27 protein-coding genes are annotated in these 24,564 nt (G+C 64.4%); 3 read left to right on the forward strand and 24 right to left on the reverse strand.

What is annotated here, in order from left to right:
• Window positions 1-150 precede the first annotated feature (150 nt).
• From THIMADRAFT_RS26115 to THIMADRAFT_RS23295, 18 genes are all read right to left on the reverse strand, one after another.
• A complete protein-coding gene (locus THIMADRAFT_RS26115) occupies window positions 151-372 on the reverse strand; it encodes a hypothetical protein (protein WP_007195577.1) in 222 nt (73 codons plus the stop codon).
• A 5-nt stretch (window positions 373-377) separates the two neighbouring features.
• The gene (locus THIMADRAFT_RS26120) at window positions 378-851 is read right to left on the reverse strand and encodes a type II toxin-antitoxin system VapC family toxin (protein WP_007195578.1); all 474 of its coding nucleotides are present in this window, start codon (window positions 849-851) and stop codon (window positions 378-380) included.
• 16 nt (window positions 852-867) lie between these two features.
• On the reverse strand, window positions 868-1,128 hold the full coding sequence (locus THIMADRAFT_RS23210) for a DUF5615 family PIN-like protein (protein ID WP_007195579.1): 261 nt from the start codon (window positions 1,126-1,128) through the stop codon (window positions 868-870).
• Window positions 1,125-1,361, reverse strand: coding sequence for a DUF433 domain-containing protein (locus tag THIMADRAFT_RS23215; RefSeq protein ID WP_007195580.1), 237 nt, complete (start codon window positions 1,359-1,361; stop codon window positions 1,125-1,127). The genes THIMADRAFT_RS23210 and THIMADRAFT_RS23215 overlap by 4 nt, the downstream gene beginning before the upstream one ends.
• 269 nt (window positions 1,362-1,630) lie before the next feature.
• Entirely contained in the window at window positions 1,631-1,954 is a 324-nt protein-coding gene (locus tag THIMADRAFT_RS23220) for a DUF5615 family PIN-like protein (RefSeq protein ID WP_050799671.1), read from the reverse strand.
• A gap of 37 nt (window positions 1,955-1,991) precedes the next feature.
• Window positions 1,992-2,198, reverse strand: coding sequence for a DUF433 domain-containing protein (locus tag THIMADRAFT_RS23225; protein ID WP_267878418.1), 207 nt, complete (start codon window positions 2,196-2,198; stop codon window positions 1,992-1,994).
• Window positions 2,199-2,757: 559 nt separating this feature from the next.
• Window positions 2,758-3,270 carry an HIT family protein gene (locus tag THIMADRAFT_RS26125; protein WP_007195584.1) on the reverse strand — a complete coding sequence of 171 codons (513 nt, stop codon included), beginning with the start codon at window positions 3,268-3,270 and terminating at the stop codon, window positions 2,758-2,760.
• Between the two features lie 399 nt (window positions 3,271-3,669).
• Window positions 3,670-4,680: a LysR family transcriptional regulator gene (locus THIMADRAFT_RS23240; protein ID WP_007195585.1), complete on the reverse strand. Its 1,011-nt coding sequence runs from the start codon at window positions 4,678-4,680 to the stop codon at window positions 3,670-3,672.
• 425 nt (window positions 4,681-5,105) lie between these two features.
• Entirely contained in the window at window positions 5,106-5,375 is a 270-nt protein-coding gene (locus THIMADRAFT_RS23250) for a 4a-hydroxytetrahydrobiopterin dehydratase (protein WP_007195587.1), read from the reverse strand.
• A gap of 11 nt (window positions 5,376-5,386) precedes the next feature.
• Window positions 5,387-5,863, reverse strand: coding sequence for a ferritin-like domain-containing protein (locus tag THIMADRAFT_RS23255; protein WP_007195588.1), 477 nt, complete (start codon window positions 5,861-5,863; stop codon window positions 5,387-5,389).
• A 54-nt stretch (window positions 5,864-5,917) separates the two neighbouring features.
• Complete coding sequence (locus tag THIMADRAFT_RS23260) at window positions 5,918-6,226, reverse strand: BMC domain-containing protein (RefSeq protein WP_007195589.1); 309 nt, start codon at window positions 6,224-6,226, stop codon at window positions 5,918-5,920.
• 143 nt (window positions 6,227-6,369) lie between these two features.
• The gene (locus tag THIMADRAFT_RS23265) at window positions 6,370-6,675 is read right to left on the reverse strand and encodes a BMC domain-containing protein (RefSeq protein WP_007195590.1); all 306 of its coding nucleotides are present in this window, start codon (window positions 6,673-6,675) and stop codon (window positions 6,370-6,372) included.
• A gap of 121 nt (window positions 6,676-6,796) precedes the next feature.
• Window positions 6,797-7,093, reverse strand: a complete 297-nt coding sequence (locus tag THIMADRAFT_RS23270) for a carboxysome peptide B (protein ID WP_007195591.1) — start codon at window positions 7,091-7,093, stop codon at window positions 6,797-6,799.
• Complete coding sequence (locus THIMADRAFT_RS23275) at window positions 7,093-7,368, reverse strand: carboxysome peptide A (RefSeq protein ID WP_007195592.1); 276 nt, start codon at window positions 7,366-7,368, stop codon at window positions 7,093-7,095. Before THIMADRAFT_RS23275 ends, THIMADRAFT_RS23270 begins: the two co-directional genes overlap by 1 nt.
• Window positions 7,368-8,942 carry a carboxysome shell carbonic anhydrase gene (locus tag THIMADRAFT_RS23280; protein ID WP_007195593.1) on the reverse strand — a complete coding sequence of 525 codons (1,575 nt, stop codon included), beginning with the start codon at window positions 8,940-8,942 and terminating at the stop codon, window positions 7,368-7,370. The genes THIMADRAFT_RS23275 and THIMADRAFT_RS23280 overlap by 1 nt, the downstream gene beginning before the upstream one ends.
• A gap of 226 nt (window positions 8,943-9,168) precedes the next feature.
• Window positions 9,169-11,127, reverse strand: a complete 1,959-nt coding sequence (locus THIMADRAFT_RS23285) for a CsoS2 family carboxysome shell protein (protein ID WP_007195594.1) — start codon at window positions 11,125-11,127, stop codon at window positions 9,169-9,171.
• A gap of 675 nt (window positions 11,128-11,802) precedes the next feature.
• On the reverse strand, window positions 11,803-12,147 hold the full coding sequence (locus THIMADRAFT_RS23290) for a ribulose bisphosphate carboxylase small subunit (RefSeq protein WP_007195595.1): 345 nt from the start codon (window positions 12,145-12,147) through the stop codon (window positions 11,803-11,805).
• 209 nt (window positions 12,148-12,356) lie between these two features.
• The gene (locus tag THIMADRAFT_RS23295) at window positions 12,357-13,772 is read right to left on the reverse strand and encodes a form I ribulose bisphosphate carboxylase large subunit (protein ID WP_007195596.1); all 1,416 of its coding nucleotides are present in this window, start codon (window positions 13,770-13,772) and stop codon (window positions 12,357-12,359) included.
• A gap of 321 nt (window positions 13,773-14,093) precedes the next feature.
• On the opposite strand from THIMADRAFT_RS23295, the gene THIMADRAFT_RS23300 reads away from it, so the two are divergent.
• Window positions 14,094-15,758 (forward strand): SulP family inorganic anion transporter, encoded by a 1,665-nt coding sequence (locus THIMADRAFT_RS23300; RefSeq protein ID WP_007195597.1) that lies wholly within the window; start codon window positions 14,094-14,096, stop codon window positions 15,756-15,758.
• 105 nt (window positions 15,759-15,863) lie between these two features.
• On the forward strand, window positions 15,864-16,910 hold the full coding sequence (locus tag THIMADRAFT_RS23305; RefSeq protein WP_007195598.1) for an SAM-dependent methyltransferase: 1,047 nt from the start codon (window positions 15,864-15,866) through the stop codon (window positions 16,908-16,910).
• A gap of 146 nt (window positions 16,911-17,056) precedes the next feature.
• Here THIMADRAFT_RS23305 and THIMADRAFT_RS23310 read toward each other — a convergent pair whose 3' ends face one another.
• Window positions 17,057-17,302: a YgaP family membrane protein gene (locus THIMADRAFT_RS23310; protein WP_324603162.1), complete on the reverse strand. Its 246-nt coding sequence runs from the start codon at window positions 17,300-17,302 to the stop codon at window positions 17,057-17,059.
• Between the two features lie 234 nt (window positions 17,303-17,536).
• On the opposite strand from THIMADRAFT_RS23310, the gene THIMADRAFT_RS23315 reads away from it, so the two are divergent.
• The gene (locus THIMADRAFT_RS23315; RefSeq protein ID WP_040733986.1) at window positions 17,537-18,106 is read left to right on the forward strand and encodes an L-threonylcarbamoyladenylate synthase; all 570 of its coding nucleotides are present in this window, start codon (window positions 17,537-17,539) and stop codon (window positions 18,104-18,106) included.
• A gap of 70 nt (window positions 18,107-18,176) precedes the next feature.
• On the opposite strand, the gene THIMADRAFT_RS23320 is transcribed toward THIMADRAFT_RS23315, so the two are convergent.
• The 5 genes from THIMADRAFT_RS23320 to THIMADRAFT_RS23340 all read right to left on the reverse strand — a co-directional run.
• Window positions 18,177-18,713 (reverse strand): thermonuclease family protein, encoded by a 537-nt coding sequence (locus tag THIMADRAFT_RS23320; protein ID WP_007195601.1) that lies wholly within the window; start codon window positions 18,711-18,713, stop codon window positions 18,177-18,179.
• A 27-nt stretch (window positions 18,714-18,740) separates the two neighbouring features.
• Window positions 18,741-20,225, reverse strand: a complete 1,485-nt coding sequence (nhaD, locus tag THIMADRAFT_RS23325; protein WP_007195602.1) for a sodium:proton antiporter NhaD — start codon at window positions 20,223-20,225, stop codon at window positions 18,741-18,743.
• 466 nt (window positions 20,226-20,691) lie between these two features.
• The gene (gene katG, locus THIMADRAFT_RS23330; RefSeq protein ID WP_407635159.1) at window positions 20,692-22,878 is read right to left on the reverse strand and encodes a catalase/peroxidase HPI; all 2,187 of its coding nucleotides are present in this window, start codon (window positions 22,876-22,878) and stop codon (window positions 20,692-20,694) included.
• 290 nt (window positions 22,879-23,168) lie between these two features.
• On the reverse strand, window positions 23,169-23,324 hold the full coding sequence (locus THIMADRAFT_RS28135) for a hypothetical protein (RefSeq protein WP_007195605.1): 156 nt from the start codon (window positions 23,322-23,324) through the stop codon (window positions 23,169-23,171).
• Between the two features lie 125 nt (window positions 23,325-23,449).
• A partial coding sequence (locus tag THIMADRAFT_RS23340; protein WP_007195606.1) for a class I tRNA ligase family protein occupies window positions 23,450-24,564 on the reverse strand: 1,115 nt, incomplete at its 5' end.

A 24,564-nucleotide genomic window follows, 5' to 3' on the forward strand; every position in this document is an offset into this window, starting at 1 on the left:
TTTCATCGTCGACTCCTCCTGCCGGGTCTCCAGCTCAGGTCTTTTCTTCTACCTTAACTGTAGGCCCACGGGCGGGGTCGGCTAGATGCTTATCAGGTCTTGACTCTTGCCAAGACCCCGCCTGACCTGTACTTCCCTCTGCCGAGGAGATCAGCCGTGGCGCTGCGTCGGCGAAGCGGAGGCTGGAGCGCCTTGGTGCGGAACAACTACGCTCCCCCTTGGCTTGCGCGACGGAAATGAAACGATGCGTTCGGGATGCTTGGCCTGCTTAGCCATTAAGTCGTCGAAGATGGCATCAATGTCATAGTTGAACTGACTTGCGTATTCTTCTCTAAGCGCTCGTGTCTCTGCGACGATAGGGTCTTTCCACATCGTTTTCAGTCCTCCATCAGTTCGATCGGTGTACAGATGACCGGTGGTTCGTAGCCAAGCGTCCTACAGGTAGCCTCGATTTTGGGTCGAGTATGTGCATTGGCAATATGCGTGCAGTTCCACGTGAGCAAGTATTCGACACCGTTCACGGCAGCAAGTGCGACGTGATAGGCATCCGCTTCTGCTTTCTGCGGAAGCGCGTGACTATCGATCAGCGCTATCGCCAACAACCGAACATTCTCTGACACTTGCAGTAATGGAACCCCCGCGATAGCGGCCAATCGACGCTGCGCTGCATCAGGGTGGCCGCAGCCGGCTTCGGATACCACAAGATCAGATACCACGACGCTGTAACGCGATTTTCGCGTTTCCCACCACTCTGTTGTCACGCTCTGATTTGCCATGGCACGCAAATCATTGCTTGGTCGTGCCGTCAGGTAGCTGAGAACGGAGGTTTCGACATAGACCGTTGCTTTCACGAGAACCTCCGTTCCTTTAATACCCAACGCTTACGATTACCCGTGGCAGAGAGAGGGGGCGGGGTCGTGGAGCTGTCGCGTTCGTTGTGAAGAGCAGGGAGCCGAAATCCAAATCGTGGGTGAAGACGACATGGCCGTGCTCGCGGGCCCACGCCATGATGGCATCGTCGTCGGCCCGGATGTCTCCGATCCTGCTCCAATGGATCGCCTCGTGTCCGGCATTGCGGAGAAAGTCCTTCCAGACATCCGGGATATTCATGTCCAGGACGATCTTCATAATGCCTTGAGCGGAAAGTCATACTCTTCGGCCCGCCATGATGCATAGGCCAGGGCAGCATAGATGTCTTCCCTTTCGAGGCTGGGATAGAGCTCCAGCACCCTTTCCATCGTTTCGCCCGATGCAAGCAAGCCGGTGATGGTGCCGACCGTTATTCGAATCCCTCGAATACAAGGCTTGCCTCCCATGACCTTGGGATTGATGGTGATGCGCTCTAGATCCGGAAAATTCATGCGGTGAACCTCTCGTTAACATCAGCCCGGGACGCTCCGCTTCCGCGGACCGGGAAGACATCAGGGGGTCGGGGGTCGCGCGCGGCGTCGGGTCTTGACTTTTGCCACGGCAAAAATCAAGACCCGACCCTTTTCCTACTCGCCGACCTTCGACGCTGTCCAGACACTGAACTTTTCGATCAAACGCCGGCTGCCGACGGGCCAGCCGGCGCGTGCCAGCTGATGGTCGATCTTTTCCTTTCGTGTCCTGCTCTCCGGTTTCATGCGACTTAAAGTGGCAATATGCGCACCCGGCTGCGTCCGGGCTCTATCAGCAGCAATGCGCCGGCCTCCAAGTCCACGTGAAAGCGGTCAAGGGACTGGATCAAAAGGTCAGCGATCTGTTCAGGCAGCACCTTCGGACCCCGAAGCTGAACCAAGCTGGGCCCGCTGGCATGCGTCAGCGCGAGCATGGTCGAGAAGTCCAGGGCGTGGCTGAAGACGACGTAGCCGTTGGCAACCGCCCGGTCCATGATCTCGCGGTCAGGCGCAGAAGGATCTCCGACCTGCGTCCGTTGGACGGTCTCGAATCCCGCTTCGGCCAGAACAGGCACTCCGGCGAGAGATTGACATCGATGACCAGCCGCAGAGTCATGCCGCCGTGAGGTCCTCTTCACGTTCCTCCAGACGCCAGGCGGCATAGTCCAGCGCTGTATCCAGGTCCTCGGGCTCGAGATAGGGGTAAGCGGAAAGGATGCGTTCCCTGCTGACACCCTCGGCCATGAGTCCGAGCACCGGTCCGACCGTGACCCGCATACCTCGGATGCAGGGCTTGCCGCCCATTACAACCGGATCCAAGGTGATTCGTTCAATGTCAATGGCTTACCTCGACATTTGGCACGCGAAGATCTTTGAGCGGACAGGATAGCAGTCGGACTGTGCGATGTCGCCAAAGGCTGGAGCCGCAACGGAATGACTGCCCGGCCCTACTGGTTGGCAACAGGTTAGGAGCCACAGCCTATTCCTCCGGATGAGACGCGGCGCCATCATTTAGCTGACCCCATGCGTCGCCGCATCGGCACACGAGGATCCATGTCGGCGGCTTGCCGCTGCACATCGTGTAGCGCGGCCGCAACTGTGCGGCGTGCTTCTTCGAAGACCGAGACCGGCTTGCCTGACGCGGCTGACTGCAACACCTTGCGCGCCGGCATGGTGGCGGACCCCGCCCTCTACCGCTGGTCGGGCTACCGGGCCAACGCGCTCGGCGAGCCGGACGCGCCGACGACGCCGCAGCCGCTGTACCTCGCTCCGGGTGCCGACAAGGACGCGCGCCGTACCGCCTCCCGGGAGCTGTTCCGCGGCGCGCTCGACGACAGGCCGCTCAGCCGAGGGATCCGAGACTGTCCCTCAATCAAGATCAATCCAATCGTCTCGGATAATTTGCTCTGCTTGGTATCACGTTGCGAATGCCGCCTTTAGGGTCCTCGACATCTCCCCGATAACGCGGCAAGAGAATGAGATGTAAGTGGTCAATGCTTCTTCCGGCTTCTCTTCCATCGTTGTTGCCGACGGTGTATGCATCGGGTTTGTTTCCCAGAAAATCCAGCTTCAAGACCGTCTCGATATGCTCTTTGGGTCGGTCTTTGAGATCCTCTCTGCCGAGCATGTTCAAATACAGATTTCTCAGGTCCGTGGCTTCAATCGCAGCCTTGACGCCCCGAAGCGCATCGAAATAGTCCGCCTGCTCTGTTTCGGTCAGATCGAAAACGGATACGGCATGCCTCCTTGGAATAATCAGGGCGTGCCCGGGATTGACCGGATGGGTGTCGAAGATTCCCACGAAAGACCGGTTCTCAAAGATGAAGGGGTCGGCCTCGCCGCGTGAAACCCTACAAAAATAGCAATTCTTTTCCGAAGAGGTGCTGCTCATGCTGGCCGTCCATTCGGTCATTAGGTGAAGTCATGCTGCGATGTACGGTTCGAGGATATCGCGTTGAAGTGTCGTTTGTGCTTCTAATACCTCTCGAAGGCGCGGGTTCCTGCAATCACGCAGGAGTCGAACGCGAGCGTGTGCCCTTCTGAGTGTCGTTAGCCCGGCGCCGTCTCGACCATCAAACGCATCTCGTCTCCAGCCGCAACCATGTCCAGAGACATACGCTACGACCGGTCGATGGCCGCTGATGATCGGTTCACCTCCCGGGTGTCGTCCGGCGCATTCCTCGGTCGGCCGGACCTGCCGGGCCAAGTGTCTCGCCGTGACTGTCGGCAGGAGTCTCTCCGAGTGTTTCGATGGAATGGTGTTTTCGCGCTCCGAGACATGCGTTGCGGGTCAGCCTGCCGAGGGGGCTCGCAAGAGGTCGTAGGTTCGCTCGAGCGAGGCGGTGATCTCGCGCTCGCGGTCGACGGCAAAGGCCAGGAATGCCTTGGCGATGGTCGAAAGATCGCGCCCCTTCGGGTGGACCAGATACCAGGTTCGCTCGATCGGGAAGCCCTCGACGTCCAACATCGCGAGACGTCCGGCACCACCGTCGAGCGTGAGGGTGTGCAGCGAAAGCGCGGAGATTCCGAGGCCGGCGATGATGGCGTGCTTGATCGCCTCGTTGCTGCCGAGCTCCATGCGCACGTTCGGGCGCAGACCCTGCTCGGCGAAACGCCGTACGATCGAGTCGCGGATACCCGACCCGGGCTCTCGCAGCAGGAAGCGCTCCTTTGCAAGACGTTCCATCGTGATCCCGGATTGACCGACCAGTGGATGATCGGTTCGCGCGAGGACGATCAAAGGGTTGGGTGCGAGAAAGGTGGCCTCGACGTCGAGACCGGCGTGGGCGGGCTCGCCGAAGATGTAGAGATCGTCGTCGCTGGCCGCCATCCGCTCGATGATACGCTCGCGGTTGGTGACCTTCAGCGAGACGTCGATGCCGGGGAATTGGTCGCAGAAGGCACCGAGGATCTCGGGGGCGAAGTATTTTGCGGTGGTAATGACGCCGAGGCGAAAATGTCCGCTCTTCAGCCCCTTGAGGTCCGCGAGTTTGATTTCGAGGTCGGTGAGCGAGCGCAGGATGGTGCGGCACGCGGCATAGACCTCGCGTCCGGCATCGGTCGGCTCGACATTGCGGCCCACATGCAGGAAGAGGGGCGTCCCGACCGTGTCGGTCAGTTTCTTGATCTGCATCGAGACCGTGGGCTGGGTGAGAAACATCTCCTCGGCCGCACGCGTGAAGCTGCCGAGGCGCACGATCGCCTCGAGAAGTTGAAGCTGACGCAAGGTGGCGTGTCGCACGAAGCGACCGGTGATCTCGCTTTGAGGTAATCCTTTTTGGGTCTGGCTCGACGTGGTCATCCTCTTGCCCTGCTTCCGACTGTGAATCTGGATCCGGGGCGACGCCGTCAACGCCCGGCTGGCGAGCGATCGGATGAATGCGATCTTAGAAGTCGTCGAGTCCTCGGGTTCGACACGAGGCGGATAGTGGCCGGATCAAGGTTGATGGGGCGGTGGCCGTTCAGTCCGGCCAGACTCTGCGCGAGCGGGTCACGGGGCTCGTCGGTTTTGCTGTTGTTCGGGCGGGTTGTCCGGACGTGGCTCGTGTGGAGGCGACGATCGCGGAGCGGGGACCGGACGGGCTCTTTGCCGCGCGCGGGCCGGCGGTCGATGCGGACCCTGTGGTGGATCGAGGTGGCGCTTTCGGCTTAGCGGATGCTTTGCGCGGTGCGGGCGACGGCGAGACGTCGGTCGGCGTCTCGGGTGTGATGTCTTTTGTCGGCTGATCACTCATCAAGCGTCTTCTCGGTTTCGAGCAGGATATCGATCTCGCGCGCGAAGTGCCTCGACGGCTCTCCGACCTCGGTCGCGTCGTCCTGGGCATGTAACGTGATGTTCACGTAGGTCCGACCGAAGCTCATGTCCGGATAGATGCCGAGACGCTCCGACACGAGCGCCGCGCGATCGAGAAAGTCACGGGTGGTCTCGTAGTCGGCAAACTCCAAACGGCGTTCGAGTCTCGGAGGTCGCTGGCGTTCGGTCCAACCTTGATTCATGACGGGATCCCTCAAAAATAGGCGCGTTCATCCGGTTCACGATAGCGCCGGATGCCGAGCGAAGCCAGCCAGTCTTCGATCTCGCGGGCATGCGCGGATTCCTCGTTCAGCAGCGCCTCGAAAAAGTCGCCGTTCTCGCGATCCCCGATCCGACGACAGAAGATGACCGCCTCGCGATAGAGGGCGACGATCTCTGCTTCGAGTACGGCATCCTGTCGCAGCAGGTCGACCAGGTTCCGTGCCACGCCGGCCGGGCGCAGGTGCGAGCCATTCGGCGCGACACCCAGCACCAACATCCGTTGGATGATGCGCTCGGCATGCTGCATCTCTTCAACCGTTTCCTCGCGCAGACGTACCGCTGCCTCCGGCAGACCCCAGGCCTCGGCGAGCGAGGCCTGGGTCATGTACTGCTGGACTGCGGACAGCTCCAAGCTCAAGGCACGACCGAGATAGCCAAGGGTACGAGGATGAATGCGTGCATGTCTCATGCTTCAAAACCCTTGCCGCCGGTATCGAGCGGCTCATGGCTGAACGCCGCTCGATCAGTCGGACGCAGCCGGCAGGGTCCGGTTGAGGATCGGCTCGACCTCGCGGTGCGGACGGGCAATGATGTGCGCCGCGACGAGACCGTCGCCGACCCGCTCGCAGGCATCCGCACCGGCACGCACGGCGGCGTTCACCGCACCCGTTTCGCCGCGCACCAGCACGGTCACGTAGCCGCCGCCGACGAACTCGCGTCCGATCAGGCGCACCTCGGCGGCCTTGGTCATGGCATCCGCCGCTTCAATGGCGGGCACCAGGCCGCGCGTCTCGATCATCCCCAATGCGATACCGTAGCTTTCACTGGCCATTTGTGCTCTCCAATCTTAAGTGTCGTGTTGATCGTTGATGAGTGGGTCGCGATGTGCTGTCGCTTTTAGCTTTAGGCCTCTAGCCTCCAGCTGTCAGCTATGGGCTTTCAGCCGTCGGCTCATCGCGTATTGCTGGTCGATATTCAGTCGACGGCCGGGCCGCCGACGGGCAGGATCGGCTCGACCTCGCGGTGCGGGCGGGCGATGATGTGCGCCGCGACGAGACCGTCGCCGACCCGCTCGCAGGCGTCGGCACCGGCACGCACCGCGGCGTTCACCGCGCCCGTTTCGCCGCGCACCAGCACGGTCACGTAGCCGCCTCCGACGAACTCGCGCCCGATCAGGCGCACCTCGGCGGCCTTGGTCATGGCGTCCGCCGCTTCGATCGCGGGAACCAGTCCGCGGGTCTCGATCATCCCGAGCGCGATTCCGAATTTGTCGCTTGCCATCGTCGTGTCTCCTCTGTGTACCAAGTCGCCGCGGGCGATGCTGCCCGACCATCTTCAATCCAGATTCAAAGCCTTTCGTCGGCGCCGAACGCGCCGGGCGAACCCGGCACGATGCAGTCCATCATGCCGCTCGGGCAGCGCCGAACGCGGTCGGCTCGACCGCCGCGGCTCGCTCCTCCTCCCAGCGATCGATGATCCCGCCGATCGTCAGATCGGTGAGGATCCCTGCATCTCCCATCGCGTACCGGGCGGCCGATCCGCTCACCACGAAGACCCAGTCGCCGGGGCGGGCATCCACCGGGTCGGTGGCCACGTAGTGCTTGCCTTTCGTGTCCTGCAGCAGCCGCAGGTCCCAATGTCCGAGCCCGGCGACACGATGCGTACAGACCAGCGAGCCAACGACCTGTCTGATCTCCATCAGCCTGCACCTCGCGACCCGGCTGCACCCGACTCGGGCGGCCAATGATCGATGATGCCGACGATGGTCAGATCGCTCGGATACTCCTTGCTGCCGGCTGCCTCGCGCGCCGCGGAGCTGCCGACACAGATCACCCAGTCGCCCGGTACGCAGCCGACCGCATCGACCGCGACCTGCTGCGTGCTTCCGTCGCGCACCACCAAGAGATGCTTGTGCTCGAACCCCGGAATTCGGTTGGTCGAGACGAGTGGGCGCTCCACCTGACAAATCTTCATCAGTGGCCTCCTGCCGTCACCGCGTCCAGCGAGCTTCCGACGACCTCGATGCCGGCGCCCGCGTCGCTGTCGCGCACGACCAGCAGTCGGTGCAGTAGCCCCCGGTCTGCCAGATCGGCGAACCTGCCGGCGAGCGCGGCATCGAGCCGCCGACAGCGCGTCACCGCGCGTTCACGCGCACCCGGCACCCCGCCGTGATAATCAAAGCGGATGACGATCGGGATCGGCAGTCCGTGCGAGACATTGAGCCCGCCGAAGATCTTGCGTCCGACATCCAGGTCCGCGGCTCCTTCCTCGACCGTGTACAGATAGGCGAAGTAGGTCAGGTTGCGCAGCTGGATCTCCTCGAATCCGATGCCTACGCCCATGAAACGCTCGGCGTGTCCCACGTCCGCATACTGTCCGCCGTGCACCTCGCGCACGTAATCGATCTGCGAGAGGTTGTTCTCGATCAGCCGTGCGACCAACCTGAGCATGCCCGAATCCGCTGTCGTCGGGGCGTGCGCCTTGACCAGCTCGGACACCCGTGCACGTGCGGCGCCCGGCTCCAGATCACGCGTGATGGCGTGGACCTTGATCGCGTCGATCGATTGCGCCAGATCCATGTGGCCCTCACCGTCGGGCACGTGGATGCGGATCGCGTCCGTGTCCGTGTCCATTCCGATCAACAGCAGCGATACCGAGGCACCGCAGCAGAAACCGTTCTCGACCGATTGGCGGAAGGCCAGGAGTCGGTCCAAGGCGGCCTGCGCGGCCGCCGCATCGTTCGACCCGTGGGCCGCGCAGCCCTGGTGGTGCGGATCCACCGAGCTGTAGTGATAGATCACCGCCTTCAGATAGCGGGTCGGCGCATCCGCGGTGTTCGGTACGCCTTCGCGGAACCGACCGAGCTCGACTTCTCCCCATTTGGAGACCGTATTCTCGACATCGAACAGTCCGCCGGCGTAGGGCTTTCGCCGCACTGCGCCGAAGGGCAGACGCAGCACATAGCTGATCGCGTGGGCCAGACGTCCATCGGCGCAGGGCGTCACATCAAGCTGATGGAAGCCACAGTCCTGGAGAAAGCGCTCGAAATCGCCGGTCTCGCGCCCGCCGAGCGGGTCGTTCGCGAAGAAATCATCCGACATCCGACGGTAGGTCTCGAACACGCACCAGGCGAACAGGCGCCGCAGATCGAGCTGTGTCACCCACGCATCCGCCAGCATGTGTTCCGGCAGATCGAACCCCAGCTCGGCCCGGGCGATCGACTGGGCCTGCCGCTCGAAATCGGACTCGTGCTGGAGTGCCGAGATCTGCTTGAGCACGGGCACGATCCGATCGAACGCTGTCTTGATTCTTTCCTCGTAGCCCTGCAGTCGTGCGTTGCCGTCAAGGTCGGTCAGCGGGTGATGCCCGCTCGGGCCTCGATTCGGTCGAGCCTCCGCCGCCGCAACGACGGTCCGCTTGGTCTGGCGCGCCGAGCGCTCGGCGGCGGCACCGGCCGGTCGAGGCGAGGGCCGCGGACGCATCCGCTGACCCCGAGTCTTTCCCGTCGGCTCGATCTTGGCCGGTGCGGGCATGACTGACTCGGCCATGCTCGGCTCCCGCGTCGCCGTGGGCGCAACCGACCCGGTTTCACCTCGGGCGCGCGGACGGTAGGCCGGCGCGTCGGGTGCGGGTGCGGATGCCCAGATCAGGCTCGCTCGGGTTGGACGGCGTTGTCTCGACATGACCTCGTTGTCTCGTCAGATTCCGGTGATGACTCGCGTTCGACTCGGTGTGGCGGAGCCGAACGCTTGTGCCGATCGCTTGCGCCGGGCCTCAGCCCCGCGCCCCGCCCGAGTAGGTGATGAGCGAGCCGCGGTCCGTGTTGCCGCTGGCCCCGGTCACACGACTCACCGGTGCAGGAAGCTCCTCGTTGCGCTTGGGCTTGACGGCCCCCATCGCAGCCATCGGCCCCGGTCGAGTCGGGTTACGCCGCCGCGCCGAGGGACCCTCTGTCCCGGTGACACGCTCGCCGCGCTCCCAGTCATCACCCGTGATCTTGGTTCCGGCGGCTTGGCCCTCGCCCGTCACACGTGACCGGGCCGCTGCCGTATCGGCTTCCATCGTCGCGGCGGACTCCATCTGGAGGAGGTTTCCCGGCACGGACGGTCCACGGTCGAAGCGGAATTGCTCAGTGCCCGTGATCTTGCCCGTGCCCATCCCGAAAGGGCCGGTAATCCGCCCCTCCTGCTCGTAAAGAGTGCCGGTCACCGCGTTGTCCTGACGCGATTGAAAGGCTTGTCGGGCCGGCGAGGCGACGCTGAAGCTCTGCCAAGGCGCGGCTTCGACGGATTCAGGGAGCGGCTGCGGGAAGTCGCTGTCACCGGGCTGTGCAGCACGTCCGCAGGTCTCTTCGATCTGGTCGACCCCGACGTAGGGTGTTCCGCTGATCTCCTCGCAAGCACCCCGAGAGGCACCTGTCATGACGCCGCCGATCCTCGGACGGACGCCGGTCATGCGCGCCGCCATGACACTCGCCATCGGCCGCATCCGCTCGGCGATGACACGTTGCTGCTCCGGGGCGCAATAGGTCGCCGTCTGCTCGAGCCCCGCGTAGGGCGTTCCGGTCACCGCCTTGCAGGTGCCGGGCTCGTCTCCGGTCACCCGACCCGAGCGACCGGTCTGCGTGCCGGAGACCGAGAGGCCCTTCTGGGTCGAGGACAGCCCGACCTTGGGCGCCTCCAGGGGGGGCGGCTGGGTGCCGCAGAACTCCTTGTACTGCTCGGCACCGACGTACTCGTCGCCGGTGACCAGCCGACAGCTGCCGGGCTCGTCGCCGGTCAGCTTGGCGCTGCGCCCGACGCGGGTGCCGGTGACTGAACCGCCGCGGAGTGTCTGCGTCAGGTCGACCTTGGGCGGCGCCTTTTTCAGATTGGACAGGTCGCCGTTGGCCGAGGACATGTACTGACTGCCGGTCGGCTGTATCCCGGCGCCGTGCTCGTTGCCCGTGACCTTGGCGGAGAGCCCCGGGAGGACACCCGAGACGGGCCGACCGCCGGTGGTCTGGGTTTGGCCGGTTTGCCGCGGGTTCGGTTGCAGCTCGGTCCCGCAGAATGCACTCGTTTGCTCGGCCGACAGGTATTCGGTACCGGTCACGGTCTTGCATGTCCCGGGCTCGTCGCCCGTGACTCGGCTCGAGCGGCCCACCTCGTTGCCCGTCACGGCGTTGCCGTGCCCCGTGGTGGTGACCTGAACCTTCGGCGTCGGCTTCGGCGGCTCGGCCTGGCAGAATTCGCGAAAGATCTCCGCGCCCATGTATTCGGTTCCCGTGACCTCGCGGCACACGCTCGGCTCGTCGCCCGTCACCGAGCGACTGCGTCCGACCCGGGTTCCGGTCACGAATTGACCTTGCGCGGTCTCGCTTAGACCGACCTTCCAGGGTTGATCTTCTGCCCCGCCGACCGGCCGCTCGCGTCCGGGTCTGACGCGGCCGGTCGCCTGGGCCTTGCGCGTCCCGGCCGCACCGGCGGCGCTGCGATGGGCGCGGACGGTTTGGGCGAGGTCGCGCCCGGATAGCTGGGGGTTCGCCTGCCGGGCAAGGCTCGCTGTCGTGGCCGGCGTGTTCACCGCAGCCTTGCCGCGCCCGGAGGTGGCCGAGCGTCGGGCGAGGGCCAGCATCCGGCCCGTCGGCTTGACGGCCGTGATGCGCTTGCCGTTGCGTCGCGACCCGTTGGTCGAGCTGCCGAGCGAAGACGAGCCCCGACGATCCGACGAGGCGCGCACCGCATCCGTCATGGAAGCGCGCTCATCCGTGGTGCCGGGGTTCCCGCCGCAGCCGCACCCGCAATCCGTCGTCGCGTCTCGTGCGCCTTGGGCCGGCGCTTTCGACGTCGGAGCGCGTGTGCGATCTGCTCTGCGATCCGCTCGCTTACCGGCTTTGGACAGCGCCTCGCGGCGTGCCCTGGCCTCGGCGCGGCTCGAGCCGGATGACGAAACCGGAGCCTGAACTCGCCGCACGGGCGAGGCGAGCCTGGACGTCGATGGAGCCGAGTCGTCAGTGTTCCAGCCTGTGCTCGACACAGCCTGCGTCGCGGCAGCCGGAGCAGCCTGCGGCTGCGATGCCGCGGGGCGACGTAGCGCAGCGGCGTCGGGCGTACGGCTGCGCTGGGCCGTTGCGGCGGCAGCGCTGGTTCGTTTGCCCTGAGTGGACAAGGCACGGCGACGTGCCAGGGCCGCCTCGCGGCCGCTCGATCTCAGATTCGCTTTGCTGGGCATGGTCGTTCCCTTGGACGTGGAGCGCATGAGCGGTGACAGCGACGGCGGGATGGACGCCTGACTCCGTTCGCGTCACCGACTCGGCGATCGCGCCGCCCGCTCGGTGTTGAAACACTGGATCACGAGTGCTCGGCACCTCTGCGTCGGGCGGAGCCCGCAAGCAACGCCCGACGTCGACTGCCGACGGCTATTCGATCAGCCGCGACCCTCGAACACGACGAAACAGGACCCCTGGCTCTGGGTGTAGTTGTCGTAACCGGTCACGCGGACATGGTGATCCGGGTAGGAGCGATGGCAGGCTTCGAGCTCGCTCACGACCTGGGCCAGATCGGTCACCCCGAAGAAGGGCAGCTTCCACATGGTCCAGTAGTGGTTCATGGCCTTGCTGGGATGGATATGCTCGATACCCGGCGTCCAACCCTGCGCGATGATGTAGGCGATCTGGTCGAAGATCTCCTCTTGGGTCATCGGGGGCAGAAACCCGAAGGTCTCCAGGGTGCGCTTGGTTTGATAGTCGCCCGTCGTACTTTGGAATGGCATGTTTGCGGTCCTCGTTGTGCGAATGCGTTGGATTCGAGTGTCGGAGCGTCCAGCTTCCTGCCTCCAGCCCCCGGCCTCCAGCTATCAGCTTCCGGCGGGGTTGAGTCCTTCCCGCCGCCCTGCGAGTCGCTTTACGACACCGCTGCGGCAGACTTGGATCTCATAGCCCGGGCGGCCTCGAGCAGGAGGCCGGAGGCAGGCGGCTTTCTTCAACCCACGTCGAGCTTGTCGACCGTCTCGAACTCGAACTTGATCTCCTTCCAGGTCTCCATCGCGATCGCCAGCTCGGGGCTGTGCTTGGCCGCGCCGGTCATGATCTCGCGGGCCTCCTTCTCGAGCTCGCGTCCCTCGTTGCGGGCCTTCACGCAAGCCTCGAGCGCGACACGGTTGGCCGCCGCACCGGCCGCGTTGCCCCAGGGGTGTCCCTGAGTACCGCCGCCGAACTGAAGCACGGAGTCGTCGCCGAAGATGGTGACCAGTGCGGGCATGTGCCAGACGTGGATGCCGCCGGACGCGACCGCGAAGACGCCGGGCATGGAGCCCCAATCCTGGTCGAAGAAGATGCCGCGAGCGCGATCTTCGGGGATGAAGGACTCGCGCAGCAGGTCGACGAATCCGAGCGTGGAGCCGCGGTCGCCTTCGAGCTTACCGACGACCGTGCCCGTGTGAAGGTGGTCGCCGCCCGACAGACGCAGACACTTGGCCAAGACCCGGAAATGGATGCCGTGCTTCGGGTGACGGTCGATAACCGCGTGCATGGCGCGGTGGATGTGCAGCAGCATGCCGTTCTTGCGGCACCACTTGGCCAGACCGGTGTTGGCGGTGAAGCCGCCGGTGAGGAAGTCGTGCATGATGATCGGCTGGCCCAGCTCCTTGGCGAACTCGGCACGTTCGTACATCTGCTCGGGATCGGCGGCGGTCACGTTCAGGTAGTGGCCCTTGCGCTCGCCGGTCTCGGCTTGCGCAGCGGACACGGCCTCGGCGACGAACTCGAAGCGGTTCTGCCAGCGCATGAAGGGCTGAGAGTTCACGTTTTCGTCGTCTTTGGTCAGGTCCAGACCGCCGCGCAGACACTCGTAGACGGCACGGCCGTAGTTCTTCGCCGACAGGCCGAGCTTGGGCTTGATGGTGGCGCCCAAGAGCGGACGGCCGTACTTGTTGAGCTTGTCGCGCTCCACCTGGATGCCGCTCGGCGGCCCCATGCAGGTCTTCACGTAGGCGATCGGGAAGCGGATATCTTCCAGGCGAAGGTGACGCAGCGCCTTGAATCCGAAAACGTTGCCGACGAGAGAGGTGAGGACGTTGACGACGGAGCCTTCCTCGAAGAGGTCGATCGGATAGGCGATGAAGGCGTAGAAGGACTCTTTGTCGCCGGGCACGTCTTCGATGCGATAGGCACGGCCCTTGTAGAATTCGAGGTCGGTCAGGAGCTCCGACCACACCGTGCTCCAGGTGCCGGTGGAGGACTCGGCAGCCACGGCGGCGGCCACCTCTTCGCGCGGCACACCGGGCTGTCCGGTGCATTTGAAACAGGCCAGGAGGTCCGTGTCGAGAGGGACATAGTCCGGCGTCCAGTACATGGCCCGGTATTCTTTTACACCGGCATCGTAGGTCTTCACGCTCATGGTCAGCTCCTGTGGTCTGTGCCTGATCCGCCTCGCCTGCGGAGGCCGTTTCGAACTCTGTACAAAATCTTACTTACGACGAGGTATAGAAAATATTCAATTATTTCTATCGGTGATATCGACGATCGTTTATATGTGCCGGCGGCTCGATAATCCCGCTCCGCCATGTGGTTTATCACCCGTCTCTTTTTAGGGTAATCGATTCGTCCTGTGCGAATCATAGATCTTTATCGATGCAGCACTTGAGAAACTTCGATTATCGCTTACCACACTCGGTTAGGATACTAATGCGGCCTACAGCTGATGACTTTGGAGTAGTGCATGCGCGTACTCAACGAGATCCGGTTCGACAACCTTCGCGGTGACCTCTTCGGCGGTGTCACCGCCGCGGTCATCGCGCTGCCGATGGCGCTCGCTTTCGGGGTCGCGTCGGGGGCGGGCGCCGAGGCCGGACTCTACGGTGCGGTCCTGATCGGTCTGTTCGCCGCGCTGTTCGGCGGGACGCCGACACTCATCTCCGAGCCGACCGGTCCCATGACCGTGGTGTTCACCGCGGTGATTGCCTCGCTGATCGCGGCGAATCCCGAGCAAGGCATGGCGATGGCCTTCACGGTCGTGATGCTCGCCGGTCTTTTCCAGATCGCGTTCGGGGCGATGAAGCTCGGGCGCTATGTCACCATGATGCCCTTTACGGTCATCTCCGGCTTCATGTCCGGAATCGGCATCATCCTCGTCATTCTTCAGCTGCCCGGACTGCTCGGACAGCCGGCGCCGGGGGGCGGGGTGATGGGTACCCTGCAGGCTCTGCCCGAACTGATCGGGTCGATCGATCCGCGCGAGGCCGCCTTGGCGGGCTTGACGCTTGCGGTCCTCTTCCTCATGCCGGCGCGCATCAAACGGATCCTGCCCCCGCAGCTGGTCGTCTTGGTCGTGGGCACCCTGATCGCGGTCTACTGGTTGGGCGATCAGGACATTCGGCGCATCGGCGAGATCCCGAGCGGTCTGCCCTCCTTGCAGATGCCCGTGTTCAGTGTGGCGCAATGGCAGACCATTCTGATCGATGCGCTCGTCCTGGCGATGCTCGGCTCGGTGGACGCCCTGCTGACCTCGGTGATCGCGGGCAGCTTGACCCGTAAACAAGTGAACTCGGACAAGGAGTTGCTGGGGCAGGGTATCGGCAACCTGGCCTCCGGGCTGTTCGGCGGTCTGCCGGGCGCCGGGGCCACCATGGGGACGGTGGTGAATATCCAAGCCGGCGGGCGAACCGCACTGTCGGGTCTGACCCGAGCGGCGATCCTGGCCGTGGTGGTGGTCTGGGCGGGTGCATTGACGGCGAATATCCCCTTGGCGGTCCTTGCGGGAATCGCCGTCAAGGTCGGTATCGACATCATCGACTGGAGCTTCCTCGCCCGCGTCCATCGTGTCTCGATGAAAGGCGCCTTGATCACCTACGGCGTGATCTTGATGACCGTGTTCGTGGATCTGATCACCGCCGTGGCAATCGGCCTCTTCGTGGCCAATGTCCTCACCATTCGACGTCTCGCCGACGTGCAGGAAGAGTCCGTCTGCGTGCTCCCGGCACGTCGCTCGCGCGACGAGGCGCCGTGCGCCGGTCTGTCGTGCGAGGAGCGCTCTCTGCTGGCACAAGGACGCGGTCGCGTGAAGATCCTGTATCTCAGCGGCCCGCTGGTCTTCGGTGCCGCTGCCGCCATCAGTCGTCAGAGCCCCAAGCTCGAGGGTGCACAGGCGGTCGTCATCGATCTGAGTCAGGTCCCGCACATGGGTGTGACGACCGCGGTCGCCGTAGAGTCGACGGTACGCGATGCGCTCTCGCAAGGTCACGCGGTCTACATGGCCGGCGTTCACGGCCAGCCGCGCGAGCGTCTGGAGCACCTGGGTTTGCGCGGCGCCATGCGAGAGGATCGTTGGGTCGAGGATCGCGAGGCTGCCTTGAAGCTCGCGTTGGACCAGTTGCCGCCGCGCTAGCTTCGAGCTTGTCCGTCGGGAGATTGCACGGCCGGCTTGCCCTCGGGGTTCCTCGCCAATACCTCCGTGTCGACGCGTGGTCACGGGACGAACAAGGAGACGACGATGGTGCGTGCAACAGAGACGGCGATCCGCTGGGTCGAGCAAGGCAAGGTTCCCGACAGCGTGACACGCAGCGGCATTCGAGCCTTGCTGCGCGGACGCCTGGCGACCTTGCCGACGGAGGATTGCGAGACGGCGATGCGCGAGAAGCGCGACTTCATCGCCATGATGGATGACTCTCCGATCGCGGCGGTGCCGGATCGCGCCAACGAGCAACACTACGAGCTGCCGGCCTCGTTCTTCGATCTCGTGTTGGGGCCGCGTCGCAAGTACAGCTCCTGCTACTGGCCCGAGGGCGGCACGACGCTCGAAGAGGCGGAAGAGGCGTCGTTGGCGATCACGGCCGAGCGGGCCGGGATCCAGGACGGCGATCGGGTGCTGGAATTGGGTTGCGGCTGGGGCGCCTTGAGCCTGTACCTGGCCGAGCGGTTTCCGAGCTGTCGGATCACCGGCGTTTCGAACTCCAGCGGGCAGCGCAGGTTTATCGAGGCGGAGCGCGATCGACGGGGCCTGACCAATCTGGAGATCGTCACCGCCGACATGAACGCGTTTCAGGCCGACGGCCGGTATGACCGGATCGTCTCGCTCGAGATGTTCGAGCACATGCGCAACCATCGCAAGTTGTACGCGCGTGTGCACGACTGGCTGAAACCCGGCGGGCGCTTCCTGATGCACATCTTCGTCCATCGCGAGCATCCCTATCCCTTCGAGGACGTCGGCCCGAGCGACTGGATGAGTCACTACTTCTTCGCGGGCGGTATCATGCCGAGTGACGATCTACCGCTGCATTTTCAGGAGCATCTCAAGCTGGTGACACGCTGGCGCTGGGATGGTAGGCATTACGAGAGGACGCTCAACGCCTGGTTGGAGCGGATGGATGGCGCGCGCGATCGCGTCTGGCCGATCCTCGAGGAGACCTACGGCAGCGACCAAGCGGGGGTCTGGTGGATGCGCTGGCGGCTCTTCTTCATGGCCTGCGCGGAGTTGTTCGGGTATCGAAAGGGGCAGGAGTGGTATGTGAGCCACTATCTCTTCGAGCGTCCGGCTTGATCGTCGCCTGCTCGGGTCATCGGGTACCGCTTGGCGGGTCCGGGCGGCTTGGGCTCGAAAGAGCCCAAGCCGGTCCTACCGGTTTGCTTTTCCGGTTTCCGGCCTTAACGGGTCGGTGGCCGGAAAGCCTGCCGAAACGGCCTCGATCAGGCCTTGTCGTCCTTGTTGGTGTTGATGTTCAACGGCATGTAAGCCGGGCAAGTGCCGATCGCACCGGTCGCGAGCACGACCAGTCCGATGATCGAGAAGAGCACCGTGTTCGTCACGATGCCCAGGAACACCAGGACACCACCGGCCGCCAAACGGATGTTGCGATCGGTTTTACCAACGTTTTTGATCAGGGTCATGAAGTCAACTCCGGAATGTAAAAAAGGAAAGAAGATCGGGCGCATGCCGGGCTTCGCAGAGGGTGCGGGAATTCCGAGACTCGCCCCGATGGATTCGCCCGTGTGGCCCCGCCGCCCTTGCTTCGGTCACCGTCGGCGAGAACCGTCACAGTATACCGATTCCGGGGCTCGGGGTTCGTTGAGATCCGGCAACGCGTTTCGACGATCGCCCCTCGGTCACGAGCCTGTGCCAGCCTCCGCTGCCCTCGTGGGATCTTCGGCGTTTCGCTTGGTTCCCCGATGAGATCGGCTTTTCTTCCGAGCCAGCGACTTCGGCACGTCGCCCGCGTCATCGCGGGCGGTGGCGTGGTTGCCTATCCGACCGAGGCCGTGTTCGGCTTGGGCTGCGATCCCTGGAACGGCGATGCCGTTGCGCGGATTCTCAGCATGAAGCGCCGCGATGCAGCCAAGGGTTTGATCCTGATCGCCTCGGATCCGAGCCAGCTCGACCCTTTCGTCCTGTCGCTCGACGCCGATCGGATGGCGGAGATTCGAGCCAGCTGGCCGGGGCCGAATACTTGGCTGCTGCCGGCGCGCTCGCAGACCCCGCGCTGGCTCACCGGGCGTTTCGACACGCTTGCGGTTCGGGTCACGGCACACCCGATCGCCGCAGCGCTTTGCCGGATCTATGGCGGTGCCGTCGTCTCCACCAGTGCGAACCAAGCCGGTCGACACCCGGCCCGAACCGCCCTGCAGGTGCGGCTTGCGCTCGACGAGCCTCCGGACGCGATCCTTGCCGGGCCCTGTGTCGGCTCCGACCAACCCTCCTGCATCCGCGACGGGCGGACGGGCCGGATGCTGCGACCGTGATCGACCCGATGGCGTTCGGCAACGATCCGTCAAGACGGCGTCGAACCACGACAACGCCCGCCCGCGCACCTCAATGGCGATGTCGGAAGGTCCAGGGTGTCTGGTGCTCCCCCCGTTTGTCCCAGATTCCAACCCTCGCGGCACGGGCCTCGCGCTCCGCGCGGAAGAACCGCGACTCCTCGCAATAGCGCGGGTAGACGGCGGCTTGTCCCTGCTTGACCTGCTCGAGATTCAGCGAGAGCCGTTCGCCGGTGGCGTTGGAAACCTCGGCGACCGTGCGTCCGAATCGGTCGGTGTCCACCGCTCGCATCTCGACTCGATCCGCGGCGATCCGCTTCAGGTGTGCTCGGGACCGATCGCCCCAGGGCTTCTGGTCTTTCTCGGGTGCGTCGATACAGTACAGACGGACCTCGACGGGTTTACCGCCGCAGGTCAGCCGGAGCGAATCTCCATCCAGCACCTGATCCAAGACGCAGGGTCGGCCCGACGCGGCGAATGACCACTCGACCGGGATCAGCCCCGGTCCCCGGCGCTCGATCAGCCAAGCGCCTGTCACCGCCAGTGCGATCAGAAGGCTCGACAGGGCGGAGCGACGCCATCGCCTCATCGGGGCGCTCGCCGCTCCGGCCAGCCGTCAGCCGTTGAGCCACAAATGAACAACGATGCTCGCGAAATACCCCAAGGCGATCTCCGGCATCCATCGCAGATGCGCAAAAAAGGTATAGACACCGCGGGCTTGGCCCATCAGCGCGACCCCGGCCGCCGACCCGATCGAGAGCAGCGATCCGCCGACGCCGGCGGTCAGTGTGACCAAGAGCCACTGCGATTGGTCCATGTCGGGATTCATGGTGAGGACGGCGAACATCACCGGAATATTGTCGACCACGGCCGATAGAAGGCCTACGGCGATGTTGGCCGGAATCGGGCCCCATTGCTGATACATGACATCCGAGGCCATGCCGAGATAGCCGATGAACCCGAGCCCGCCGACACAGAGCACGACGCCGTAGAAGAACAGCAGGGTGTCCCACTCGGCGCGGGCGACCTTGTTGAAGACGTCGAAAGGCGTGATGTCTCCGATCAGATTCGCGCGCTCGACGTTGCGCTGCTGCCAGCCATGATGGCTCATCCGAAGGAAAAAGCCGAAGAATTGCAGATATCCGAGACCGGTGAGCATGCCGATGACCGGCGGCAGGTGCAGGAAGTTGTGGAATGCGACCGCCGTTGCGATCGTCAGCAGGAAGAGCAGGATGATGCGCCTGGCGCCGCGTCGCATGTGGATCTCCGCCGGTGCCGTTTCGGCTTCGGGCTCGGAGGCTCGGTGGTACGAGAAGGATACCCGCCGCGGCTGCTGTACCGACACCGCTTCGGGTCTGATGTCCGGCACGGCGGCATGCATGAAGAGCGCGGGAACCAGAAAATTGACGAGTGCCGGAATGAAGAGCGCGAAGAAACCGTTGAACTCGATAATGCCCTTCTGCCAGACCATCAGCGTCGTGATGTCGCCGAAGGGGCTGAAGGCCCCGCCCGCGTTCGCGGCGACCACGATGTTGATGCAGGCCAGTGTCACGAAACGGGTGTTGTCTCCGCCGACCGCTATCACGACCGCGCACATCAAGAGCGCCGTGGTCAGGTTGTCGGCCACCGGGGAGATGATGAACGCCAACCCGCCGGTCAACCAGAACAGGGCGCGCAGACCGAATCCCTTGCGAATCAGCCAGCCACGCAGCGCATCGAACACCTGACGTTCCTGCATGGCGTTGATGTAGGTCATAGCCACCAGCAGAAAGAGCATCAGCTCGGCGTATTCGAGCAGGTTGTGCCGCACCGCCGCCTCGGCTTCGTGGGTAAGGCCGTTCTGCGAATAGACGTACGCGATCAATGCCCAGATGAGGCCGGCCGCGATGATGACCGGTTTGGACTTGCGCAGATGCAGAAATTCCTCGGCCATCACCAACGCATAGGCGAGGACGAAGATGATCAGGGCCGCATAGCCGACACTATGCGCGGTCAAGTCGATCCACTGTCCCGACTCGCTCGCGAGCGACAGGCCCGGCACGAGCAGGGCCAAAAGACCCATATAGGGCACAAACGAAAGGCGTCCGGGGGCACGCATCATGATGAATCCTGCTGTGATGAGGTGTCGGAGCCGCGGGCGAGCGGGTCAGTCATAAAGTCGACCGCACTGCGCACCTCGGGGGGCCGCGTCGTCGGTTTTGCGGCGAAAGGCGCCGTCTGCCGACCCAACGAGAGGCAAACGACCGCTTCCCCCGGCGGTGTGCCGACGGCGGTGCTCAAGATACTAGGGGATTCCTCATGCGCCAAGCGGGTTTTACATGGAACAACACGCCATGAGACCAAGGGTCCAGCCATGGCCATGACCTCGAGATGGTGCCGGCAGACGACAGATGTGCTCGCGTGAAGGTCCGCGTAGCGCGGATCGAAACACCCGACGAACGCCGCCGCCACGCGACTCCCGGTTGTCTTGTGGCGGCACGTCCGTGTGCCCTCCGCGGCCCTTTGCAAGGCTTCGGAGCAGCCCGTCTACACCGGCAGGCCGGGTTTCCAGCGCCGCGGTGCCTTCGTCAGCCCTTGGCGGGCTCGAAGCGGTCGGCGTTCATGACCTTTGTCCATGCGGCGACGAAGTCTCGGACGAACTCCTCGTCGCCATCCTGCGACGCATAGACTTCGGCGACGGCGCGCAGCTCGGCGTTGGATCCGAAGATCAGGTCCACCGGTGTGGCCGTCCATTTCAGCTCGCCCGTCGCACGGTCGCGTCCCTCATAGAGACCCTCGGTATCCGCCGCCGGCGACCAGACGGTGTTCATGTCGAGCAGGTTGACGAAGAAGTCGTTGGTCAGCGGGCCGGGGCGAGCGGTCAACACGCCATGCCTCGAGCCACGGCTGTTGGCACCCAAGGCGCGCATCCCGCCGACCAGTGCCGTCATCTCCGGAACCGTCAGCCCCAGCAGGTCTGCACGGTCGACCAGCATCTCGCTCGGCGACAGGCGGTTACTGTCGGCAAAGTAGTTGCGGAAGCCATCGGCCGTGGGTTCGAGGACGGCAAAAGACTCGACATCGGTCTGTTCTTGCGTGGCGTCCGCACGCCCGGGCGTGAAGGGGACGTCCACGTCGTAGCCGGCATCCTTGGCGGCCAGCTCGATGGCCGCGGCACCGCCTAGGACGATCAGGTCCGCGAGCGAGACCTGCTTGCCGTCGGATGCGCCGCTGTTGAAGGTCGTCTGGATCTCCTCCAGGGTCTGCAGCGCCCTCGCCAGGCTTGCCGGGTCATTGACCGGCCAGTCTTTCTGCGGTGCCAGGCGAATGCGCGCACCGTCGGCACCGCCGCGCATGTCGCTGGCGCGGAAGGTGGATGCGGACGCCCAAGCGGTGCGTACCAGCTCGCCGGTGGTCAGGCCGGAGGCCAGGATGCGTTTCTTGAGCTCGGCGATGTCGCTTTCCTCGATCGGTGCGTAGTCGACCGCCGGCACCGGGTCCTGCCACGGAAGCACCTCCTCGGGTACCTCGGCACCGAGGTACAAGGCACGGGGTCCCATGTCGCGATGCGTCAGCTTGAACCAGGCCTTCGCGAACGCGAGCTCGAACGCCTCCGGATTCTCCAGGAAGCGCTTGGAGATCTCTCGGTAGGTTGGGTCGAGCTTCAGCGCCAGGTCCGTCGTGAACATGATCGGCGCATGACCGACGCCCGCAACGTGGGCGTCGGGGACCGTGCCGGCGGCCGCTCCGTCCTTCGGCGTCCACTGAATGGCGCCGGCCGGGCTGCGGGTCTGCTCCCAGTCGTAGTTGAACAGGTTGCTCAGGTACAGCATGGTCCAGCGCGTCGGTGCCGCGGTCCACGCCCCTTCCAGACCGCTGCCGATGGTGTCCTCGGCGTTGCCTTTGCCGCACCTGTTGGCCCAACCCAAGCCTTGCTGCTCGATCGGCGCCGCGGCGGGCTCTGCGCCCACGCACTCCTGCGGCTTGCCTGCGCCGTGGGTCTTGCCGAAGGTGTGACCGCCGGCGATCAGCGCGACGGTCTCTTCGTCGTTCATCGCCATGCGGCCGAATGCCGTTCGGATCTGCTCGGCGGCGGCCAGCGGATCGGGATTGCCGCCCGGGCCTTCCGGATTCACATAGATCAGGCCCATCTGCGTGGCGGCGAGAGGATTCTCCAGCTTGCCCTCGGCGTCGTAACGCTCGCGGCCCAACATGTCGGCCTCGGGTCCCCAGTACACCAGGTCGGGCTCCCAGTCATCGGCCCGTCCCCCGGCGAAACCGAAGGTCTTAAAGCCCATGTCCTCCATCGCGACGGTGCCCGCGAGGACCATGAGATCGGCCCATGAGATGTTGCGGCCGTATTTCTGTTTGATCGGCCAGAGTAGGCGCCGCGCCTTGTCGAGGTTGACGTTGTCGGGCCAGCTGTTGAGCGGGTCGAAGCGCTGCTGGCCGCCGCCGGCCCCGCCGCGTCCGTCTGCCACCCGATAGGTGCCGGCACTGTGCCAGGCCATGCGGATGAACAGCGGTCCGTAGTGGCCGAAATCGGCGGGCCACCAGTCTTGGGATGTGGTCATCAACGCCTTGAGATCCGTCTTGACGGCCGCGAGGTCGAGGCCTGCAAAGGCCTCCGCGTAATCGAAATCCACACCGTAGGGATTGGACGCCGGGTCGTGGTCGCGCAGGGGTTGGAGGTTGAGCTGGTCAGGCCACCAGAAACTGTTGGGCTTCGCCTTGCCGGCGGCCATCGCAGGGTCTGCGGCCGCGGGGGTGGTCATTAGGGCCGCGAGAATGGCCGCGGGGATCGCTTTCATGTGCATGGAAATCAACTCCTCATCTGTGGTGGGTTCGACCGCGGTCGGCAACACCGCTTGTCTTCCTGTCCTTATCTTCGCACTTCGGTCCGGAGCGAGCGTCGTGGCGCAAACCCGGACCGTCTCAGCTTCGGGAGGGGCGTTACGCATCCTAACGGTAGGCCACCGAATTGCTACGCGCAAACAGGCTATATCGGTTATGTCGATCGGTGTCGACGATAAACCGAGCGCCTGTGGGTTCTTCGGGAGATGGGCTACTGCGCCTCTTGCAGCTCGGCATAGGCTGCTTCAGTCAGCACGACAGAGCTCGGGCGATTGTCCTCGGTGATATCTACAGGGGCGTTGTGAAGGGCCTCATCCGCGGCTGCGATCCCGCGGCGCTTGATCTCTTGGGTCGGAACCCTGTTCATGTCTGCTCCTGGTACTCGCCGACCAAGGTCGCGATTGTTCGGAGCCTGAGGCCGGATCGACTCCACCGAGGACGAACACCAACTCTCCGGGCTCAGGGGATGTCGAACGGGTCATGACAATCGGCTCAAAGCGCGGCAATCTTCTCCCGCTGTGCCTGTAGGTTGCCGATCGCCGTCGATTGCTCGGCGAGCCGCGCACGCTCCTTGTCGACGACGGCGGCCGGGGCCTTGTCGACGAAGCTCGGGTTGGCGAGCTTCTGCCCGATCCTTGCGATCTCGTCGGTCAGGCGGCCGATCTCCTTGTCGAGACGTTTGAGCTCGGCGTCCTTGTCGATCAGGCCGGCCATCGGGATGAGGAGCTTCATGTTGCCCACGAGCGCGATCGCCGATTCGGGCGCGCTCGACTCGTCTTCGAGCAGGGTGACCGACTCGATGCGGGCGAGAAAGTCCAGATAGGGCCGGGCGACGGCGAGCCAGGTCTTGTCCTGCTCGGAGGCGTTGGCGACCAGCACCGGCAGGGGTTTGCCGGGCGCGATGTTCATCTCGCCCTTGATGCGCCGCACGCCGAGGATGACCTGCTGGACCCACTCGATCTCGGCGACGGCCTCCGGGTCGTCGGCGCCCGCGTCGGCGACGGGGTAGGGCGCGAGCATGATGGTCTCGCCTTGCGCTCCGGTCAGGGGTGCGACCTTCTGCCAGATCTCCTCCGTGATGAAGGGCATGATCGGGTGGGCGAGCCGCAGCAGGGTCTCCAGCGTCTCGACCAGGGTGCGGCGGGTGCCGCGCTTGGCGGCATCGCTGGCGGCCGTGCCGGTGAGCACCGGCTTGGACAGCTCCAGATACCAGTCGCAGAAGGCGTTCCAGGTGAAGTCGTAGATCGCCTGGGCGGCGAGGTCGAAGCGATAGCCCTCGATGGCGTCGGTGACCGTCGCCGTGGTGGCGTGGAGACGGGCGCGGATCCAGCGGTCGGCTGCGGAGAGCTCCAGCTCGCCGCCCGACTCATCAGGGGCTTGGCCGCAATCCTGATCCTCCGTGTTCATCAGCACGTAGCGCGAGGCGTTCCACAGCTTGTTGCAGAAGTTGCGGTAGCCCTCGATTCGACCCAGGTCGAATTTGACGTCGCGCCCGGTGGTGGCGAGCGCGGCGAAGGTGAAGCGCAGCGCGTCGGTGCCGAAGCCGGGGATGCCGTCGGGGAAGTCCTTGCGGGTCTGTTTGGCGATCTTCTCGGCCAGATGCGGCT

This window comes from Thiocapsa marina 5811, assembly GCF_000223985.1.
Classification (GTDB): domain Bacteria; phylum Pseudomonadota; class Gammaproteobacteria; order Chromatiales; family Chromatiaceae; genus Thiocapsa; species Thiocapsa marina.

Coding starts and splice junctions, on each gene's coding strand:
- THIMADRAFT_RS23275 (WP_007195592.1), bottom strand. CDS start 7,368: ATGAAGATTTGTCAGGTGGAGCGCCCACTCGTCTCGACCAACCGAATT.
- THIMADRAFT_RS23280 (WP_007195593.1), bottom strand. CDS start 8,942: ATGGCCGAGTCAGTCATGCCCGCACCGGCCAAGATCGAGCCGACGGGA.
- katG (WP_407635159.1), bottom strand. CDS start 22,878: ATGACCACCCCCGCGGCCGCAGACCCTGCGATGGCCGCCGGCAAGGCG.
- THIMADRAFT_RS23305 (WP_007195598.1), top strand. CDS start 15,864: ATGGTGCGTGCAACAGAGACGGCGATCCGCTGGGTCGAGCAAGGCAAG.
- THIMADRAFT_RS23260 (WP_007195589.1), bottom strand. CDS start 6,226: ATGGCCAGTGAAAGCTACGGTATCGCATTGGGGATGATCGAGACGCGC.
- nhaD (WP_007195602.1), bottom strand. CDS start 20,225: ATGATGCGTGCCCCCGGACGCCTTTCGTTTGTGCCCTATATGGGTCTT.
- THIMADRAFT_RS23295 (WP_007195596.1), bottom strand. CDS start 13,772: ATGAGCGTGAAGACCTACGATGCCGGTGTAAAAGAATACCGGGCCATG.
- THIMADRAFT_RS23255 (WP_007195588.1), bottom strand. CDS start 5,863: ATGAGACATGCACGCATTCATCCTCGTACCCTTGGCTATCTCGGTCGT.
- THIMADRAFT_RS23320 (WP_007195601.1), bottom strand. CDS start 18,713: ATGAGGCGATGGCGTCGCTCCGCCCTGTCGAGCCTTCTGATCGCACTG.
- THIMADRAFT_RS23250 (WP_007195587.1), bottom strand. CDS start 5,375: ATGAATCAAGGTTGGACCGAACGCCAGCGACCTCCGAGACTCGAACGC.
- THIMADRAFT_RS26115 (WP_007195577.1), bottom strand. CDS start 372: ATGTGGAAAGACCCTATCGTCGCAGAGACACGAGCGCTTAGAGAAGAA.
- THIMADRAFT_RS23210 (WP_007195579.1), bottom strand. CDS start 1,128: ATGAAGATCGTCCTGGACATGAATATCCCGGATGTCTGGAAGGACTTT.
- THIMADRAFT_RS23240 (WP_007195585.1), bottom strand. CDS start 4,680: ATGACCACGTCGAGCCAGACCCAAAAAGGATTACCTCAAAGCGAGATC.
- THIMADRAFT_RS23290 (WP_007195595.1), bottom strand. CDS start 12,147: ATGCCATTCCAAAGTACGACGGGCGACTATCAAACCAAGCGCACCCTG.
- THIMADRAFT_RS23215 (WP_007195580.1), bottom strand. CDS start 1,361: ATGAATTTTCCGGATCTAGAGCGCATCACCATCAATCCCAAGGTCATG.
- THIMADRAFT_RS23300 (WP_007195597.1), top strand. CDS start 14,094: ATGCGCGTACTCAACGAGATCCGGTTCGACAACCTTCGCGGTGACCTC.
- THIMADRAFT_RS23310 (WP_324603162.1), bottom strand. CDS start 17,302: ATGCGCCCGATCTTCTTTCCTTTTTTACATTCCGGAGTTGACTTCATG.
- THIMADRAFT_RS23270 (WP_007195591.1), bottom strand. CDS start 7,093: ATGGAGATCAGACAGGTCGTTGGCTCGCTGGTCTGTACGCATCGTGTC.
- THIMADRAFT_RS23265 (WP_007195590.1), bottom strand. CDS start 6,675: ATGGCAAGCGACAAATTCGGAATCGCGCTCGGGATGATCGAGACCCGC.
- THIMADRAFT_RS26125 (WP_007195584.1), bottom strand. CDS start 3,270: ATGAGCAGCACCTCTTCGGAAAAGAATTGCTATTTTTGTAGGGTTTCA.
- THIMADRAFT_RS28135 (WP_007195605.1), bottom strand. CDS start 23,324: ATGAACAGGGTTCCGACCCAAGAGATCAAGCGCCGCGGGATCGCAGCC.
- THIMADRAFT_RS23315 (WP_040733986.1), top strand. CDS start 17,537: ATGAGATCGGCTTTTCTTCCGAGCCAGCGACTTCGGCACGTCGCCCGC.
- THIMADRAFT_RS23285 (WP_007195594.1), bottom strand. CDS start 11,127: ATGACGGATGCGGTGCGCGCCTCGTCGGATCGTCGGGGCTCGTCTTCG.